This window comes from Bartonella sp. AP1QHHD, assembly GCF_042196265.1.
Classification (GTDB): domain Bacteria; phylum Pseudomonadota; class Alphaproteobacteria; order Rhizobiales; family Rhizobiaceae; genus Bartonella.
Map to the genome: position 1 here is coordinate 1 of NZ_JBHIPW010000047.1, position 16,703 is coordinate 16,703.

At 38.7% G+C, this 16,703-nt stretch carries 17 protein-coding genes; 9 read left to right on the forward strand and 8 right to left on the reverse strand.

Annotated elements, in window-relative coordinates; translation table 11 throughout:
• The coding region (locus tag ACFIME_RS04140; protein WP_375684542.1) for an MBL fold metallo-hydrolase at positions 1-489 on the reverse strand (489 nt) is incomplete at its 3' end.
• A gap of 144 nt (positions 490-633) precedes the next feature.
• Between ACFIME_RS04140 and ACFIME_RS04145 the strand changes: the two genes are divergently transcribed.
• Both ACFIME_RS04145 and ACFIME_RS04150 read left to right on the forward strand, forming a co-directional pair.
• The gene (locus ACFIME_RS04145) at positions 634-1,338 is read left to right on the forward strand and encodes a response regulator (protein ID WP_375661800.1); all 705 of its coding nucleotides are present in this window, start codon (positions 634-636) and stop codon (positions 1,336-1,338) included.
• A gap of 8 nt (positions 1,339-1,346) precedes the next feature.
• Positions 1,347-2,687, forward strand: coding sequence for an ATP-binding protein (locus tag ACFIME_RS04150; protein WP_375661799.1), 1,341 nt, complete (start codon positions 1,347-1,349; stop codon positions 2,685-2,687).
• Positions 2,688-2,732: 45 nt separating this feature from the next.
• On the opposite strand, the gene ACFIME_RS04155 is transcribed toward ACFIME_RS04150, so the two are convergent.
• On the reverse strand, positions 2,733-3,233 hold the full coding sequence (locus ACFIME_RS04155; RefSeq protein ID WP_375642836.1) for a YbjN domain-containing protein: 501 nt from the start codon (positions 3,231-3,233) through the stop codon (positions 2,733-2,735).
• Between the two features lie 401 nt (positions 3,234-3,634).
• The gene (locus ACFIME_RS04160; protein ID WP_273791228.1) at positions 3,635-3,880 is read right to left on the reverse strand and encodes an accessory factor UbiK family protein; all 246 of its coding nucleotides are present in this window, start codon (positions 3,878-3,880) and stop codon (positions 3,635-3,637) included.
• A gap of 305 nt (positions 3,881-4,185) precedes the next feature.
• Here ACFIME_RS04160 and lgt point away from each other — a divergent pair, with 305 nt between their 5' ends.
• From lgt to ACFIME_RS04180, 4 genes are all read left to right on the forward strand, one after another.
• Complete coding sequence (lgt, locus tag ACFIME_RS04165) at positions 4,186-5,064, forward strand: prolipoprotein diacylglyceryl transferase (protein WP_375634208.1); 879 nt, start codon at positions 4,186-4,188, stop codon at positions 5,062-5,064.
• Complete coding sequence (locus ACFIME_RS04170) at positions 5,039-6,121, forward strand: class I SAM-dependent methyltransferase (protein WP_375684543.1); 1,083 nt, start codon at positions 5,039-5,041, stop codon at positions 6,119-6,121. Before lgt ends, ACFIME_RS04170 begins: the two co-directional genes overlap by 26 nt.
• A gap of 99 nt (positions 6,122-6,220) precedes the next feature.
• Positions 6,221-7,012 carry a peptidoglycan editing factor PgeF gene (gene pgeF / locus ACFIME_RS04175; protein WP_375684544.1) on the forward strand — a complete coding sequence of 264 codons (792 nt, stop codon included), beginning with the start codon at positions 6,221-6,223 and terminating at the stop codon, positions 7,010-7,012.
• Between the two features lie 474 nt (positions 7,013-7,486).
• Entirely contained in the window at positions 7,487-8,419 is a 933-nt protein-coding gene (locus ACFIME_RS04180) for a ribose-phosphate pyrophosphokinase (protein ID WP_375606345.1), read from the forward strand.
• On the opposite strand, the gene ACFIME_RS04185 is transcribed toward ACFIME_RS04180, so the two are convergent.
• Entirely contained in the window at positions 8,416-9,915 is a 1,500-nt protein-coding gene (locus ACFIME_RS04185) for a helicase HerA domain-containing protein (protein ID WP_375634214.1), read from the reverse strand. The two genes, ACFIME_RS04180 and ACFIME_RS04185, sit on opposite strands and share 4 nt — an antisense overlap.
• Before the next feature lie 292 nt (positions 9,916-10,207).
• Between ACFIME_RS04185 and ACFIME_RS04190 the strand changes: the two genes are divergently transcribed.
• Positions 10,208-10,837 carry a 50S ribosomal protein L25/general stress protein Ctc gene (locus tag ACFIME_RS04190; protein WP_375684545.1) on the forward strand — a complete coding sequence of 210 codons (630 nt, stop codon included), beginning with the start codon at positions 10,208-10,210 and terminating at the stop codon, positions 10,835-10,837.
• Positions 10,838-10,913: 76 nt separating this feature from the next.
• Positions 10,914-11,540: an aminoacyl-tRNA hydrolase gene (pth, locus tag ACFIME_RS04195; RefSeq protein ID WP_375684546.1), complete on the forward strand. Its 627-nt coding sequence runs from the start codon at positions 10,914-10,916 to the stop codon at positions 11,538-11,540.
• 193 nt (positions 11,541-11,733) lie between these two features.
• Here pth and ACFIME_RS04200 read toward each other — a convergent pair whose 3' ends face one another.
• The gene (locus tag ACFIME_RS04200) at positions 11,734-12,477 is read right to left on the reverse strand and encodes a L,D-transpeptidase (protein WP_375634218.1); all 744 of its coding nucleotides are present in this window, start codon (positions 12,475-12,477) and stop codon (positions 11,734-11,736) included.
• A gap of 265 nt (positions 12,478-12,742) precedes the next feature.
• On the opposite strand from ACFIME_RS04200, the gene ychF reads away from it, so the two are divergent.
• On the forward strand, positions 12,743-13,846 hold the full coding sequence (gene ychF, locus ACFIME_RS04205) for a redox-regulated ATPase YchF (RefSeq protein WP_375661796.1): 1,104 nt from the start codon (positions 12,743-12,745) through the stop codon (positions 13,844-13,846).
• 159 nt (positions 13,847-14,005) lie between these two features.
• On the opposite strand, the gene ACFIME_RS04210 is transcribed toward ychF, so the two are convergent.
• The 3 genes from ACFIME_RS04210 to ACFIME_RS04220 form a co-directional block, all read right to left on the reverse strand.
• Positions 14,006-14,446 carry a PRC-barrel domain-containing protein gene (locus tag ACFIME_RS04210; protein WP_375611176.1) on the reverse strand — a complete coding sequence of 147 codons (441 nt, stop codon included), beginning with the start codon at positions 14,444-14,446 and terminating at the stop codon, positions 14,006-14,008.
• 110 nt (positions 14,447-14,556) lie between these two features.
• Positions 14,557-15,453: a cytochrome c1 gene (locus tag ACFIME_RS04215; protein ID WP_375661794.1), complete on the reverse strand. Its 897-nt coding sequence runs from the start codon at positions 15,451-15,453 to the stop codon at positions 14,557-14,559.
• Complete coding sequence (locus ACFIME_RS04220) at positions 15,447-16,703, reverse strand: cytochrome bc complex cytochrome b subunit (protein ID WP_375661793.1); 1,257 nt, start codon at positions 16,701-16,703, stop codon at positions 15,447-15,449. Before ACFIME_RS04220 ends, ACFIME_RS04215 begins: the two co-directional genes overlap by 7 nt.

The following is a 16,703-nucleotide window of genomic DNA, read 5'->3' on the forward strand; positions in this document are numbered from 1 at the left end:
ACGTCCAATAGAACCACGAAAGAGAACATCACCCAAGAGGGCTAAGCGCTCTTTTTCATTGAAATAAATAACATGACCAGGCGAATGTCCTGGGGTGTGAAAAACCTTAAACACATGTCCAGCAAAATACACACACTCACCATCTTCTAACCATTGGTCAGGAATACAGATGTAAGCATCAGTGATACCATAATTTTTTGCGCTTTCGCTCACGGCATCCATCACAGGCTTATCATCGCGATGTGAACCAATAATTTTTACATTAAGCGCTTCTTTCACTTGCATTGCTGCTCCTACATGATCAAAATGACCATGTGTTATCCAAATAGCCTCAACGATAACACCATTCTTTTCGATTACGTCTTGAATCCGCGGCCAATCACCACCAGGATCAACGAGAACCCCCGTTTTACATTCACTATCAAAAAGCAAAGTACAATTTTGTTGGAATGTTGTAACTGGAATAATATGTATATTAAGACTACCCATAATATCCTTTTCAAAAATAACTTTTTTAAATTTATAAATAAAACTTTCTCTCTTTTAAGGTAAAGGTGCTGCTCGACAGCTTTATACAACTTATGTAAACTTGCATTTTGTGTAAACTAAATTTTTATCAAGGTTTTTTTAAGAATGAGCAATCACGTTCAAGTTTTGTGTGACGATGCCCCTCACCTTCTTGTGATTGATGACGATACACGTATTCGCAATCTTTTATTTCAGTTTCTCATTAAAAATGGATTTCGTGTTTCAGTTTCAGCCAATGCGAATGAAGCAAGACGACTGTTGGCAAGTTTAGATTTTGATCTTCTTATTGTTGATGTCATGATGCCTGGCGAAAACGGTATTGATCTCACTCATTCACTCCGCCAAACAAAAGATGTCCCTATCTTCATGTTAACAGCTTTATCAGAAATAGACAATCGTATCCGTGGATTAGAAGCAGGGGCAGATGATTATCTGGCTAAGCCGTTTGACCCTCGTGAACTTCTCCTTCGCATCAACGCCATTTTACGACGTGCTTTTCCCCCTCACCAACCCAAAATTGAGCAAATAGTTTTTGGTCCTTATATATTTTCAATTTCACGACGCGAACTCAAAAAAGGAGGAGAAATTATTAAATTAACAGATAAAGAACAAGAAATGATGGTCATGTTTGCCGAAAATGCAGGCGATACAATTCCGCGCCATAAATTCGCGACCGATGACAGCAATATAAGTGAACGTGCCATTGATGTGCAGATCAACCGCCTTCGTCGTAAAATCGAAAAAAACCCAGCACTGCCTATATGGCTCCAAACCGTGCGAGGAATAGGGTATAAACTCTCTATTGAATAGGCACAAGAATGATCAAACCTTTAAGATTTTTTCTTCGATGGTTAACGAAAAAAATGCCTAAACGGCTTTATGCTCGCTCTTTGATCATTATCATCGCTCCCATGGTGCTTCTGCAAACGGTCATTGCTTATGTCTTTATGGAACGCCATTGGCAAATGGTAACCGAGCGTCTTTCAACGGCTGTCGTGCATGATATTTCAGCCATTATTGATATTCTTGAAACATATCCCCAACAAGATAACTATGAAGATATCAAGCGTATTGCACAACAACGTATGGGATTAAATATTTCTATTCTATCTCCTACCTCCTTACCCCCTCCAGGACCTAAGCCATTTTTTGCAATTCTTGACTATTTTTTAAGTGAAGAAATCACCCGCCAAATTAACCGTCCCTTCTGGATTGATACCGTAGGAGATTCTGATCTTGTTGAAATCCGTATCCACCTTGGTCACAACATCTTACGCGTCTTTGCTCCACGCAGCCAAGCCTATGCTTCCAATACTGCTATTTTTTTAAGCTGGATGGTAGGAACAGCTCTTGTTTTATTGCTGATAGCAATTTACTTTTTACGCAATCAAATCAAACCGATTCAACAATTGGCTGAAGCAGCAGAAAGCTTTGGACGCGGTCGTCCTTTACCAAAAGGATTTCAACCACAAGGAGCTGATGAAGTCCGTCGTGCAGGCATCGCTTTTTTACGTATGCGAGAACGTATTGAACGCCAAATCGAACAACGCACCATGATGCTCTCAGGAGTAAGTCATGATTTAAGAACCATTCTTACACGTTTTAAACTTCAGCTAGCATTAGCAAATACTGGCTTTGATATTAAACCGCTTGAGCAAGATGTAAGTGACATGCAAAATATGTTAGAAGATTATCTTGCTTTTGCTCGTGGTGAAGGAAGTGAAAGTGTCAAGACTTTTGATTTAAATGCTCTTATGAAAAAATTCTCCGCCGATGCTCATCTTCACAAACGTCAATTTTCTTACACTATTGAAGGTCCTACAGAAATACAAGTACGTCCCCGTGCTTTTACACGCTTGGTCAGCAATCTTGTATCAAATGCATTTTGTTACGGCACGACCGTTAAACTAACCGCTAACTCTCAACAAGAATCTTTTATATTGATAATCGATGATAATGGACCTGGAATTCATAAAAATATGCGCACAGAAGTTTTTAAGCCATTCTTTCGACTTGATAAAGCGCGAAATCAAGATGCAAGTGGAACAGGGCTTGGTCTTTCTATTGCTCAAGACATAGCACGCAGCCATGGTGGCAATATACAATTAGATGAGAGCCCATTCGGGGGATTGCGCGCTATTCTTGATATCCCCCTATGAGCAATATTTCAGCAAACCGTCTGTAAAAATAACAAACTGTATATTTTAGGCATTCCCTACAGTTTCAAACAAAGTGTACTGCAGTGCCTTGTAAGCACTTTCTCCCGACAAAGCAACCATCTGAAATGCAACATAATGGCTTTCACAGGCTTTAAGTGCATGTATCAATAATGTTTCAACCTGTATATGAGATGGATGCATCCCACCAGCCAAAAGAAGACCTTGTCGATAAATAACTGAATTATTCCTTTGCCAGTAATCAAAATGTCCCAACAACAACTTTTCATTAATTGCTAGCAATAAGCGCTGTATTTCAGCTGTTCGAGCATTTTTAATAGAAAGATCAAACGAACAAGCTAAATGAAGTGCTTCATGCTCTTCCATCCATGAAAAAGCAAGACGATAGTTTGCGCGTTTTCCTTCCACACAAACGCTAATTTCATCTTCTGCATCCCGCTCAAACGACCAATCATATTCACAGGCAATCTGTTCGATAAAGTCAACAGGGTGCTCTTTTCTTTCTGTGGCGCAAAATGCAAGCCTCATCACAATCCTCAATCATCTTAAAACATTGTCAACAGAATATAAACCGTCTAAACTGTAACAATATTTTGCTACAATCAGAACCTTTACACCAAACAAATACACATAAAAACATCGACAGTACACAAACACCCAGAACACAATCGCGCTGTTTAGGGCAACCTGATAGTCATAAAACGAATCATCAAGTCTTTTCAGTGTATTGATACAATTTCATAGCGCCAGCCCCCCTGATTCAAAAAAATGTATTTTACCCCCAAAAAAATCAAAAATAAACAAATGCTCCGCTCTAACAGACTCAAGATTAAGCATTTTTTAGTTTCACGCATCATATTGAAAAATTGGGGATATTTTTTTGAAGATTCTTTTTTTAAACTATTTTACTTTTTTGTGTCTGCGTTTTTTTAATCATCTTTTTTTAAATCATCAAGGCGTCTTTTCAAATCAGCGTTATCAGCATGGATTTTCAGCACCATCTCCTTAAAAGTCTCAAACTCTTCGCGAGAAACAAGATCAAGTTTGTTTGCTATCTTTTCAGCCTGCACACGAAAAGCTGTTCCAGCTTCACGTCGTATGCCTTGCGCAACGTCAGCAGCATCCGTTGCTAATTTTGCTAATTCATCAAGAATACGATTTGATCCATTACGCATAACCTTTTTCCTTAAATTTTAATTATTGACGCGCACATTATAGCGTATTCTCATAACATTTAGATACTGTAATTTGTTCCTTTTACTCTATATCTTACATACTGTGCAGATTTTTCATAATGATTTTGTTTAAGATTTTTTAATATTCCTTTTATCACCATATTTTTTACCGCGATAAATCAGTGGAAATCTACCCCCCTTTCTGACTAGCCTCCCTACTGACTTGACCATTGTGTATTCATCTGTCATTTCTGACTATCAGAGTCACTTCATATTCATCTCGTATAATGTAAGATGCTTAACTCATGAACAATTTGTCTTGCCCAGCCATTGCTTTTCCGTCTTTTCTTGATCCTGTTATTATCCAGCTAGGTCCCATAACACTTCATTGGTATGGACTTGGTTACGTTCTGGGTATTCTTTTTGCTTGGTGGTATGCGCAAAAATTATTAAAAGAAACATCTCTATGGTATAGAAACTATCCTCCTATGGATAAAGAAAAGATCGGAGATTTTGTTGTCTGGTCTGCCATAAGTGTTGTTGTCGGAGGGCGTTTAGGACAAGTTCTTGTATGGGATCCCATTTACTATTTTAATCATCCAAGTGCTATTATTGCCGTATGGGATGGGGGAATGTCCTTTCATGGCGGACTTATTGGTATTATCATTGCTATGATCTGGTTTGCCCGTAAAAATCATATTAACATACGAGCCATGTTTGATATCATTGCTGCAGGTGCTCCTATTGGTATCGGCATTGTACGAATCTGCAACTTCATTAACCAAGAATTATGGGGTAATATTACTACACGTCCTTGGGCTGTTTGTTTTCCTCTCGATCCTTACTATTTACCGCGCCATCCAAGCCAGCTTTACGAAGCATTTATGGAAGGATTTCTTCTCTTCATCATCCTGTGTCTTCTTATTTTTGGGTTCAAAGCATTAAAACGTCCCGGTACTGTATCAGGAACATTTATTATAGGCTACGCAGTAACACGCAGCATTTCTGAAATTTACCGTGCGCCTCAAGAAGATCCAGAATGGTTTTCGACTCTTTTCCATTCTACTGGTTTTACCTATGGCATGGCTTTATCTCTTCCCATGCTTCTTGTAGGGTTTTACCTTCTTCTCCACGCCTTTAAATATAAACCGACAGAAAATGGCCAATCTCAAAGAAAAAATTAAAGAAATTATTGTCCTTAATGGACCAATCACTGTTAGCCAATATATGACGTTGGCACTCACCGATCCCCAATTTGGTTATTATCACACACAAACCCCTTTTGGACATGCTGGTGATTTCATTACAGCACCTGAAATAAGCCAATTATTTGGAGAGATGATTGGCATTTGGACTCTTGCAAGCTGGAAAGCTCAAGGGTGCCCTCACCCTTTTATCCTCGCTGAAATAGGTCCAGGACGAGGAACTTTGATGGATGACATTTTGCGAACTATCCAAAAGCTCTCTCAAACGGCATTTAATGCTGCTGAAATTTTTCTGATCGAAATAAGCAAAAAACTTGCAAAAGAACAAAAAAAACGCCTTTTCTCTTATCAAAAACAAATCCATAGCATTGAAAATTTTAATCAAATTCCTTCAAAACCTCTCTTCCTCATTGCTAATGAATTTCTCGATACACTCCCTATCAACCAATATATTAAAATCAATGGAGAATGGAAAGAGCGCCGCATTACAGTCAATCAAAATGGAGATTTCATCTTTATTGCTGCCCCGCATAAACTTCCCTCTTCTTGTCTACAAACCTGTTGTTCTAAAGTGCCTGACGGAACAATTTTTGAACATGCCCCCTTACGGCATCAATTCATGCAACAAATCAGCCACCATTTAGTGCAAGTGACAGGTTCTGCTTTACTTATCGACTATGGTGCTTGTGAGCTTGCCTTTGGCGATACCTTGCAAGCACTCTCAAAACATAGATTTCGTGATGTTTTTGATGCCCCTGGTGAACATGATTTAACATCCCATGTTGATTTTTCTTTTTTAAAAAACATAGCTCTTGAACAAGGCTGTTTTGCTGAAATCTTAGAGCAAGGAGAATTTCTTTTTAAAATGGGGCTACTGGAGCGCGCAAACCAGCTTGGAGTTGGCAAAAGTGCTCCTTTGCAAGACAAAATCCGCCAAGACATCGAACGGCTCGCTGGTCCAGATCAGATGGGAAAATTATTTAAAGTTTTACATTTCAGTGATAAAAACATCTCCATACCTCCTCAATTTTGGTGATCGGCGCTTTTGTCAATAAGCACATCATTATCTGAAATATTCATTGACAAATATGAACATCTCCATCCTCACTTTAAATAATCTCAATAAGGAACTTTTATGAAATCTATCCCTCATCCCATTCTTGCAAAAAATCTTTCTACTTTACACCCCCATGGAATAAAACATGGATTTTTTACACGTCAAGGTGGTATTTCAAAAAATCTTTATCATAGTCTTAATGTTGGGAAAGGTTCAAATGATCAACTTGAATATATTGTACAGAATCGTCTTTTGATTGCCAATTATTTTTCTATTGAAGCGCAAAATTTAGTCACAGTTAATCAAATACACTCCTGTAACGTTGTCGTAGCTCATCAAGCAACTATCGGTGCACCTCCTCAAGCTGATGCTCTCGTTACAACCACCCCAGAACTCGTTATTGGGGTTCTTACAGCAGATTGCGGACCCATTCTGTTTGCTGATCCACAAGCTAGAGTCATCGCTGCAACTCATGCTGGCTGGCGTGGAAGCTTAAATGGAATTATCGAGAAAACAATTGCTGTTATGGAAAAACAAGGAGCCAAAAGACAATCAATAACAGCAGTCCTGGGACCTTGTATTGGCCCTTATCACTATGAAGTAACAAATGAATTTTACGACCAATTTATTGATTACCACAGCAAATACCAAAAATATTTTTTAAAAACAAACAAAATAAATCGCTTTTATTTTAATCTATGGGCATTTATTATAAATCAACTCAAAGAAGCAGGTGTTAATGCTTCTTGTGTAGAGCTTTGTACCTATCAAGATGAACAGCGTTTTTTCTCCTATCGCCGTGCAATACACCGCAACGAACCCGATTACGGACGGCAAATTTCTGCTATTATGCTGAAAAACAAAAGATGAGCCCCTTTTATGCTTGAGAACAATACCAAAACTGCAAAACTAAACTTTTTACCCAAATGGAAAAATAAATCCCATTGTACTTTGCTTTTTTCACGAAATTATCTACCAGCCCATAAAATATGATAGCCTTCGCTATGATCATTTTCAATGTTTGGTTATAATGATTGAAGGCAAGATGATACTTCTTTTTATTACTCCCCTTCATTCATCTTAAATATGAAACATTCCCCATATTGAAAGTATTTTTATAAAGTAATAACTAAAAAGCTTAATCAATATGTATTTCTTTGCCGCATGGAGAAAAAACTTTGCTCTAAAAGTAACAAACTTTTGGAAAAAGAGAAAACATACTGCATAGCTCTTTAATAATAATCAATAAAATTGTAAGGCTTTTGTAATTGTTCTCTTGCAATTTAATAAAAAGAAATTAAAAACCGTGTCGCATTCCCACCATGATGATTCAGAGGTTCTACTATGAAACTTTTCTGCGGAAATTCTAATCCACGCCTAGCTGAAGATGTTGCAAATTATTTGAACATCCCCTTAGGCAAAGCAACTGTAAAGCGCTTTGCTGATCAAGAAATTTTCGTAGAACTGCATGAAAATGTACGTGGACAAGATGTTTTTGTTTTGCAATCTACATCCTATCCCGCAAATGATCATTTGATGGAATTACTCATCATGATTGATGCCCTTCGTCGTTCTTCTGCGCGTCGTATTACAGCTGTTATCCCCTATTTTGGCTATGCCCGCCAAGATAGAAAACCAGGACCACGGACTCCTATTTCTGCAAAACTTGTTGCCAACCTAATTACGGAAGCAGGGGCCCATCGTGTTTTAACATTGGACCTTCATGCAGGACAAATTCAAGGTTTTTTTGATATCCCTACGGATAATCTCTATGCTGTTCCTGTCATTTCTCGCGATGTCAAAGTGCATTATTCTCTTGAAAATGTTATCGTTGTTTCACCTGATGTGGGTGGTGTGGTGCGTGCGCGCGCACTCGCCAAGCGCTTGAACAGTTTGCTCGCTATTGTGGATAAACGTCGCGAAAGCCCCGGTGAATCAGAAGTTATGAATATCATTGGAGATGTATCGGGAAAAGATTGCCTTTTGCTTGATGATATTGTTGATTCAGGTGGAACTTTATGCAATGCAGCAAGTGCTCTGCTTAAACATGGTGCCAATAGTGTCACGGCTTATATCACGCACGGTGTTCTTTCTGGTAATGCAATCGAGCGAATTGCCAATTCAGAGATGAAAGAATTGGTTATTACAGATTCAATTATGCCAACACAAGCTATTGAGAAAACCCATAATATTCGTGTTTTGCCCATTGCCGACCTTATGGGAGAAGCAATAGCAAGGACAGCAGCAGAACAATCGGTTTCCAGCTTATTTGGTTAAAGTGGTTCCTTGGGGTCTCCTGGTGCTGTTTCAACACCAAGATCAGGAAATGCAACAATACGTCGACCACTAAAATGCGTGTGAATAACAATAAGTCCACGCTCTTCAAAGTAGGTTAAAAGTCGGCGTACACGGCTTAAAGAATGAGTCCCATAAAGACGTGCTAAAAATGCATCAGATGGACATGATTTTCCCCCTAATGCGGCCTGTGCCACGTTCAAGAAGACTCCTTGAACATCTTCTTCCAAACTTTCTGATATCTGCAAAATATGTTTCCAATGTTCACTGACAGCCGTTTGTTCATCAACAAAAGCCTGAGCAATAGCCAATTTACGCCGAAATTGTGAAAGATTAAAAGGAACCTTTGACATACCATGGATACGGCAACGAACTGAAAAATCTTGATAAAGCACCGCTGTTGAACGATAAAAAGCCTCAGAATCCTCAAGAATCTCCCGAATAATATGTTCTGCTTGGCCGTCACGCTCAACATCAGAAAGTTCAGGAAATAAACTCGGGTTTTCTTCCAACAACTCTTGTTTTTTATGCACTACCTCCTCTAACATCTCGTGCATTGACTTTTCCCTCATCGGCTCTCGTGTTTGTTTAAATGGCGTTAAAATTTCCTCTGGTGAAGCAGTAAAAACGAGCTCTTGCACATCATCCCGCTCTGTTGGAAGTGGCATTAATTTAGGGCTAGAAGAGCGTGCCAAAGTTTCAACAGAACCGATAATGATTGGTAAGGGACGTCGTGATAAAGCAGGTCCTAAAGCTATAAAATTTCCCCGTTCAAGATCTCTAAACATTTCCGCTTGACGACGCTCCATTCCCAAGAGATCAGCAGCGCGCACCATATCAATATCTAAAAAAGTCCGCCCTATTAAAAAGTTTGAAGCTTCCGCAGCAACATTTTTGGCAAGCTTAGCCAAACGTTGTGTCGCAATAACACCAGCAAGACCACGTTTACGTCCTCGACACATAAGATTGGTCATAGCGCTCAAAGAAATTTTACGCGCTTCATCAGAAACTTCTCCTGCTGCAGTTGGAGCAAACAATTGTGCTTCATCGACAACGACAAGCATAGGATACCAATAATCACGTTCTACATCAAACAGTGCCCCAAGGAAAGCCCCTACAGCACGCATCTGTTGTTCAGTATCCAAGCCTTCAAGATTAAATACCACTGAAACTCGATGTTGTCGAATGCGATGGGCAATACGAGTCAATTCTAATTCACTACGTTGAGCCTCTACAATAACATGACCAAATTTATCTGCCAAAGTTACAAAATCGCCTTCTGGATCAATTACACAATGCTGCACCCACTTAGCACTTTGCTCCAAAAGACGGCGTAAAAGATGTGATTTTCCTGAACCGGAATTACCTTGTACAAGAAGACGTGTCGCCAATAATTCTTCCAAGTCAAGAAGTGCTGGCATCGATTTATGCAAAGCACGACTCTCTGACATCTCACCCAAGGCAATCTCAACCTTCATAACATCTCCAGTGTTTGATTTTGAACATATCAGCGCCAGCACATATTGGTTGATTCTCCATCCACACCGTAATTTGTAACATTTCCTCCTTTTTAACGGTAGAAATCATCGATTTTTCCCACAACTCTTGCATCTATGAATAGTTTGAACTATAGAACAAACTTCTGCGTAGACACCCTTGGAGGCAACGCAGAATGGAGTGATCGCTGTTGGTTAGCGCATATCTTCATATCCATGCAAAAACTATTACTGTTTTTGAAGGATCTCCAATCATGTAAAAAGGACTTAAATTATGAGCAAAAGCTACACTCTTAAGGCCGAAAAACGCGAGCGGGTTGGTAAGGGGTCCTCCCGTGAACTTCGCCGCAACGGTCTTATTCCTGCTGTCATTTATGGTGAAAAACAACCACCCTTGGCAATAACAGTTCCCTATAAAGAAATTTTCTACAAAATTCATGCCGGTGGCTTTCGTACCACCATTGCAACGATTATTCTTGACAAGCAAAAAATTATGGTTTTGCCAAAAGATTATCAATTAGATCCCGTGCGTGACTTTCCCCTCCATGTAGACTTTTTGCGCATCTCAGCAAAATCCGTTGTAGAAGTGAATATTCCTGTCCACTTCCTCAATGAAGATACGGCACCTGGACTTAAAAAGGGTGGTGTCCTCAATATTGTTCGGCACGAAATTGAATGTACAGCTCCAGCAAGTGCTATTCCTGAAGCTATTGAAATTGATCTCTCCAGCTACTCTATTGGTGATTCTATTCACATTTCAGCAGTGCAACTGCCAAAAGATGTGACTCCCATCATCCAAGATCGAGACTTTACCATTGCAACCATTGCAGCTCCTGCTGGCATGGATGTCAGCGATGAAACTTCTGAACAAAAAAATGATGAAGAAGACACGGAAACTTTATAAAACTCAAAAGGCGGGAATTTTTTCCGCCTTAATTTATGAGACATTACCCTTACTCATACTTTGACTGAAGATACACATGTGGCTTATTGCTGGTCTTGGCAATCCTGGTTTACAATATCAAAACAACCGCCATAATATCGGTTTTATGGCTGTTGATGCCATTTATCAGTCCTTCTCTTTTTCTCCATGGTCAAAGAAGTTTCAAGCAGAAATCTCCAATGGTTTCATAAATAATGAGAAAATTTTTCTTATAAAACCACAAACTTTCATGAATCTTTCTGGTCAAGCTATCGGTGAAGCTTTGCGATTTTATAAATTAGATTTAAAGAATTTGATCATCATTTATGATGAGCTAGACCTGTCACCGGGGAAAGTTCGTATAAAAATTGGTGGAGGAAATAATGGGCATAATGGCATTAAGTCTATTGATGCCCATTGTGGTACTGACTATTGTCGTATACGCATAGGAATTGGTCATCCTGGAACCAAAGAACTTGTTCATCAGCATGTCCTGGGAAATTTTACCAAATCTGATCAAGAATGGTTATCCCCTCTCTTAGAGACAATCGCAAAAAATATCGCTCTCCTTATAAAAGATGATAAATCCCTCTTTATGAATGAAGTTTCACAAACGATAAAAAACAATCAGAACCATTGGCTTGCGTGTCCCAGTCGCGTGAAGAATATGAATAAGAACTCTTAAAAAAATCCTCTTATAAACTTAAGGCAAAATCTGTTGGCAACGTGAGAAGCTAGAAAATAGAACAGAATACAAGCTTGTATACACCTTTGAAAAAGAAAGGCTTATATTCTCTTTTATTCTCTTTTGAGAGAAAGAGAAGATTGAACAGCAAACCAAAATACTCAAACGGCTCTCTCCAATCTTCTCCCCTAAATTAAAAAAAATCATTTGGCTGAATGGTCGACTGTAGCGGATCGTAACCATTTGATTGTTGATTATAAACTGTAGGAATACTCCTATTGTTTTGCAATACCACAACACGCGAACCAACGGGAACACGATCATAAAGATCGATAATATCTTGATTAAGCAAACGGATACACCCACTTGAAATAGCACGCCCAATTGACCACGATTCATGTGAGCCATGAATACGGAAAAGTGTATCTTTCCCATTTTTGAACAAATAAAGTGCCCGCGCACCTAATGGATTATCGGGCCCTGGTGGCATTCCTTTCCCAAGATGACCATAACGTTCTGGTTCTCGAGCCATCATAGCTGCAGTAGGAGCCCAATTTGGCCACCGACGCTTGCGCTGTATAACCCCCTCACCTTCAAATGCTAGGCCTTCTTTACCGACACCAATCCCATAACGCAAAGCTTTTCCATTTTCACCAATAAGGTAAAGAAAACACTCTTGCGTATCGATAACCAATGTTCCAGGCGCATAAGATGTATAATAAATCACCTCTTGTCGCCAATATTTTGGATCAATTGTCGCAAGATCAACAGCAGGTAACGAATAGGTCTCATTCGTTACAGGACCATACAAAGCCTGTATTTCTGGTGGAATGTATCGAACTTGTTGAAAAGGTACCGATGACATATCTGACTGACGTGTAGCACATCCAGCCAAAGCCAAAAGTGCTGCAATTAAAAAGGCACAACGAGATAACACTCTTCTATTTTCTCCGATTAATTATTTATGCAGATTTGCATACCATGAAAAACTTAGCACAATATTAACATTAATTCGAAGTTTTCTTATCCTTGTAACTAAGGAGAACAATAAGGTAAGAAGAACTAAGGTAAAAAAGTAGATACCTACTACTTTAGACTTTTTTCTCACTTATCGCAAGACAAGGACTATAACTCTTCTGAAAATATGCTATAAAAAGGAAGCTTTATCTTGACTATAAAATCAATAGAAAAGAAAGACTCTCATGGGCTTTAAATGCGGTATTGTCGGATTACCTAATGTCGGGAAATCAACTCTTTTTAATGCATTAACAAAAACAGCCACTGCACAGGCTGCCAATTATCCTTTTTGTACCATTGAACCCAATACCGGTGAAGTTGCTGTTCCAGATTTACGAATGGAAAAAATTGCATCAATCGCTGGTTCAAAAGAAATGATTCCTACACGCATTAACTTCGTCGATATTGCGGGGCTTGTGCGAGGAGCTTCAAAAGGTGAGGGTTTAGGAAACAAGTTTTTAGCCAATATTCGCGAAGTCGATGCCATTGTCCACGTTTTACGCTGTTTTCAAAATGAAGATATTACCCATGTAGAAGGACGTATTGATCCTGTTTGTGATGCGACAACGGTTGAAACCGAACTCATGCTTGCGGATCTTGAAAGTCTTGAGAGACGAATCATACAAATCCGTAAACGAGCAACCGGAAAAGACAAAGAAGCTCTCACAATTTTACCTATTATGGAAAAAGCATTAAACATACTGCAACAGGGAAACCCTGTCCGGTTATTACTCAAAGATATTTCTTCCGATGAACACCACATTCTTAAGAGTTTGAATCTTTTAACCTCCAAGCCTGTACTTTATGTTTGTAATGTAAGCGAAAATGACGCCGCTCATGGAAATAGCTTTACCCAAACAGTTGAAAAAATGGCAACAGAGCAAAATGCGCAAAGCATTATCATCTCTGCTTCTATCGAAGCGGAAATTACACAACTGAGTGATGCTGAAGCATCAGAATATCTCAATGCTCTAGGACTCTTTGAACCGAGTCTCAATCGCCTCATTCGCGCTGGTTACCATTTACTTGATCTCATTACTTACTTCACCTGTGGGCCTAAGGAAACACGAGCATGGACAATTACGCGTGGTACAAAAGCTCCCCAAGCAGCTGGTGTTATTCATTCAGATTTTGAGCGCGGTTTCATTCGTGCCCAAACCATCAGCTATAATGACTATATTGCTTTGGGTGGAGAAAGCGGTGCAAAGGAAGCAGGAAAAGCCCGCGATGAAGGAAAGGAATACATTGTGCAAGATGGCGATATCATGTTATTTAAACATAATACTTAAATCTTCACTCTGTCTTAATAGTTTATCTTGAAAACTTTGGTAATAGCTCCTTGGAATCTTGTCGCAAAAATTCTCAAGAGTTTTTAGAACAAAAAAACTGTTGCTAGCATATGATTGTGATAGCAACAGCTTGATCCATTAAAGAATAGAAATATAAAATTAGCGTGTCCAACGCCCTTCGTATTTAAATGTTGGAGCGTTCTTTAAAGAATCTTTTGTCGCATTTGTAATGAGTTTCCATTTACCATAATCATTTGTCATCTGGATTGTTTCTGGAGAAACGACCACATAACTCTCGCCTATGCCAAGAAAACCACCAACAGCAATAACAAATCCTGCAATATTATTTTCACGTAAAATAATATCTTTTACTTCACCAATATTTTCATCTTCTATATTATATACATTGGCGCCTATAAGACTGGAAGCAACAAAATCCGTTGCTAAAGGTGTCACATAACGCACAGACTTATCTATCCCCACCTGTACAATACCCGTCGAAGAGATCATTTCAGGTTTTGAAGGCACTTCAAAAGACTGAGCATAAGTACTAGAAACCATCAAAATTGACATAAGAGTAGTACATGCAATTTTTTTCATTTTAACATCTCCATTTTTACTTTGCTTTTACTTTATAAAACCTCAATGCATCATAAAAAGATTTGTTCCTTATGCTCTTTATACTCTATACTCTTTTGAGCCTTATCGCTTTACCCTTTTCTCTTTATTTCGTCTTTTATTTCTTTCTCTAATTCTTCTTCTAAACCACACCAAATACGATTTTTTAAAATATAAACAAACCCTGCAAAAATGATTAAAAATAAAATAACACGAAAACCGGTTTTTTTACGAATTTCCATATGAGGATCGGCAGCCCACATCAAAAAAGCAGAAACATCGCGCGCATAATGTTCAATAATTTCTGGGGTTCCATCTTCATAAGCAACCATACCATCACTCAAAGGAGGAGCCATAGTTAAAGAATTACCGGCAATAAAATAAGGATTATACCAATAACCATTCGCAATTTTTATCTCCTTCGGTGCCTTCTGATATCCTGTTAAAAGAGCTGTAATATAATCTGGACCAGCTGTATCATAATGAGTCAACGCATCAGTAATTAAAGCAGGAAAAGGCAAAGATACACTACGTGCACGTACCATCAATGACAAATCTGGAGGATAAGCACTATTCAAAACAAATCTTGCTTCTTCTTCATGTGCAAAGGGAGAAGGAAAATAATCCGTTGCAACCCCAGCACGTTTAAAAAATTTTCCTTCTCGATTAGGACCATCGCGCACTTCATATTGCCCCGCCAAAGCTTTGATCTGTTCTTGATCATACCCAAGATCTTTTAAATTGCGAAAAGCCACATATTTTAGCCCATGGCAGCTGGAACAAACTTGTTTATAAACCTTTAATCCACGCCTCAATTGCGCCTTATCATAAAGCCCAAATGGACCTGAAAAACTCCATTCTTGTTTTTTAGGAACCTGTAAAGGAAAAGAAATAAATCCCTCTTCCTGATCAGAGGCATCACTCGCTAAACTCTGAGCAGAAAAACTCATAGCAACAATAACAACCAGCCCGACAAAAACATTTACCATAGTCTCTTTTTTTTCTGTTTTAAATCTTGCATAATTGAAGAAGGAAGAGAACAATTTTTTTCAAACGCTGGCAAAATCGGTAAAATAACCAAAAAAAATATAAAATAATAAACCGTAGCCAATTGTGTCCATAAAAGAATTTTGTCACTTATTTCTCTTGACCCCAACCAACCAAGAAAAACGACATCAATAACCAACGCCCAAAAGAAAATTTTATAAACAGGTCGATATCTTGCTGAACATATTTTAGAGCGGTCTAACCATGGCACAAAAATTAAAATGCAAATCGAACTGACGAATAAAACAAAGCCAACAAAGTTTGAAGAGAAAATACCGATATCAAAAGTTATAGCACGAAGCATCGCATAAAAAGGCAAAAAATACCATTCTGGAACCACACGAAGAGGTGCCTTTAAAGGATCTGCCACACTATAATTTTCAGCCTGCCCCATATAATCGGGCATATAAAACAAAAACCAGGCAAAGAAGATGAGAAAAACAGTAATAGCAAAAATATCTTTGATAAGCGCATAAGGCGAAAATGGAACTGTTTCCTTATCTGATTGTATAGCAAGACCCGTTGGATTGCCTTGCCCAACACAATGAATTGCCCAAATATGCAGCCCCACAAAAAGAAGCAAAACAAATGATAAAACATAATGGAAAACATAAAAACGATTCAACGTTGGTTGTCCTACGACATAACCACCCAGAAGTGTCTCATGCAACCATGTCCCCACCAAAGGTATCGTTTTTAAAAGCCCTGCAATCACTGAAGCCGCTGAAATAGACATCATCCCCCAAACAAGCACATAACCAAAAAATGCTATTGCCATCATGATGATATAAATAAAAATACCTGTAACCCATACCATTTCTCGCATATTTTTATAAGAACCATAATAAAGTCCACGTGCCAAATGGATATAAACAGCAATAAAAAAAAACGAAGAGCCTACACAATGCCATGGACGAAAAAGCCAACCAAACTGCCCTTCACGCCGAAATCGTTCACTGGTTTCAAAAGCCAAATGAATATCCGGAACATAATGCATAGCCAAGACAATACCAGTCAAGAGCTGTGATAAAAGCATAATGGTTAAAATACCGCCAAATGTGTAAAAGTAATTAAGATTACGTGGAACAGGAAAAATCACAAATGCATTATAAAAAAAACGAGGAAGAGGAAAACGCTTATCAAACCAACGGACAAGAGCACTTTTAGGACAATAAGGAGGAAACCTTATCAT

Bases quoted from the DNA above. Each gene is read 5' to 3' on its own strand.
- ACFIME_RS04145 (WP_375661800.1), top strand. From the start codon at position 634: ATGAGCAATCACGTTCAAGTTTTGTGTGACGATGCCCCTCACCTTCTT.
- ACFIME_RS04150 (WP_375661799.1), top strand. From the start codon at position 1,347: ATGATCAAACCTTTAAGATTTTTTCTTCGATGGTTAACGAAAAAAATG.
- ACFIME_RS04155 (WP_375642836.1), bottom strand. From the start codon at position 3,233: ATGAGGCTTGCATTTTGCGCCACAGAAAGAAAAGAGCACCCTGTTGAC.
- ACFIME_RS04160 (WP_273791228.1), bottom strand. From the start codon at position 3,880: ATGCGTAATGGATCAAATCGTATTCTTGATGAATTAGCAAAATTAGCA.
- lgt (WP_375634208.1), top strand. From the start codon at position 4,186: ATGAACAATTTGTCTTGCCCAGCCATTGCTTTTCCGTCTTTTCTTGAT.
- ACFIME_RS04170 (WP_375684543.1), top strand. From the start codon at position 5,039: ATGGCCAATCTCAAAGAAAAAATTAAAGAAATTATTGTCCTTAATGGA.
- pgeF (WP_375684544.1), top strand. From the start codon at position 6,221: ATGAAATCTATCCCTCATCCCATTCTTGCAAAAAATCTTTCTACTTTA.
- ACFIME_RS04180 (WP_375606345.1), top strand. From the start codon at position 7,487: ATGAAACTTTTCTGCGGAAATTCTAATCCACGCCTAGCTGAAGATGTT.
- ACFIME_RS04185 (WP_375634214.1), bottom strand. From the start codon at position 9,915: ATGAAGGTTGAGATTGCCTTGGGTGAGATGTCAGAGAGTCGTGCTTTG.
- ACFIME_RS04190 (WP_375684545.1), top strand. From the start codon at position 10,208: ATGAGCAAAAGCTACACTCTTAAGGCCGAAAAACGCGAGCGGGTTGGT.
- pth (WP_375684546.1), top strand. From the start codon at position 10,914: ATGTGGCTTATTGCTGGTCTTGGCAATCCTGGTTTACAATATCAAAAC.
- ychF (WP_375661796.1), top strand. From the start codon at position 12,743: ATGGGCTTTAAATGCGGTATTGTCGGATTACCTAATGTCGGGAAATCA.
- ACFIME_RS04210 (WP_375611176.1), bottom strand. From the start codon at position 14,446: ATGAAAAAAATTGCATGTACTACTCTTATGTCAATTTTGATGGTTTCT.
- ACFIME_RS04215 (WP_375661794.1), bottom strand. From the start codon at position 15,453: ATGGTAAATGTTTTTGTCGGGCTGGTTGTTATTGTTGCTATGAGTTTT.
- ACFIME_RS04220 (WP_375661793.1), bottom strand. From the start codon at position 16,703: ATGATAAGGTTTCCTCCTTATTGTCCTAAAAGTGCTCTTGTCCGTTGG.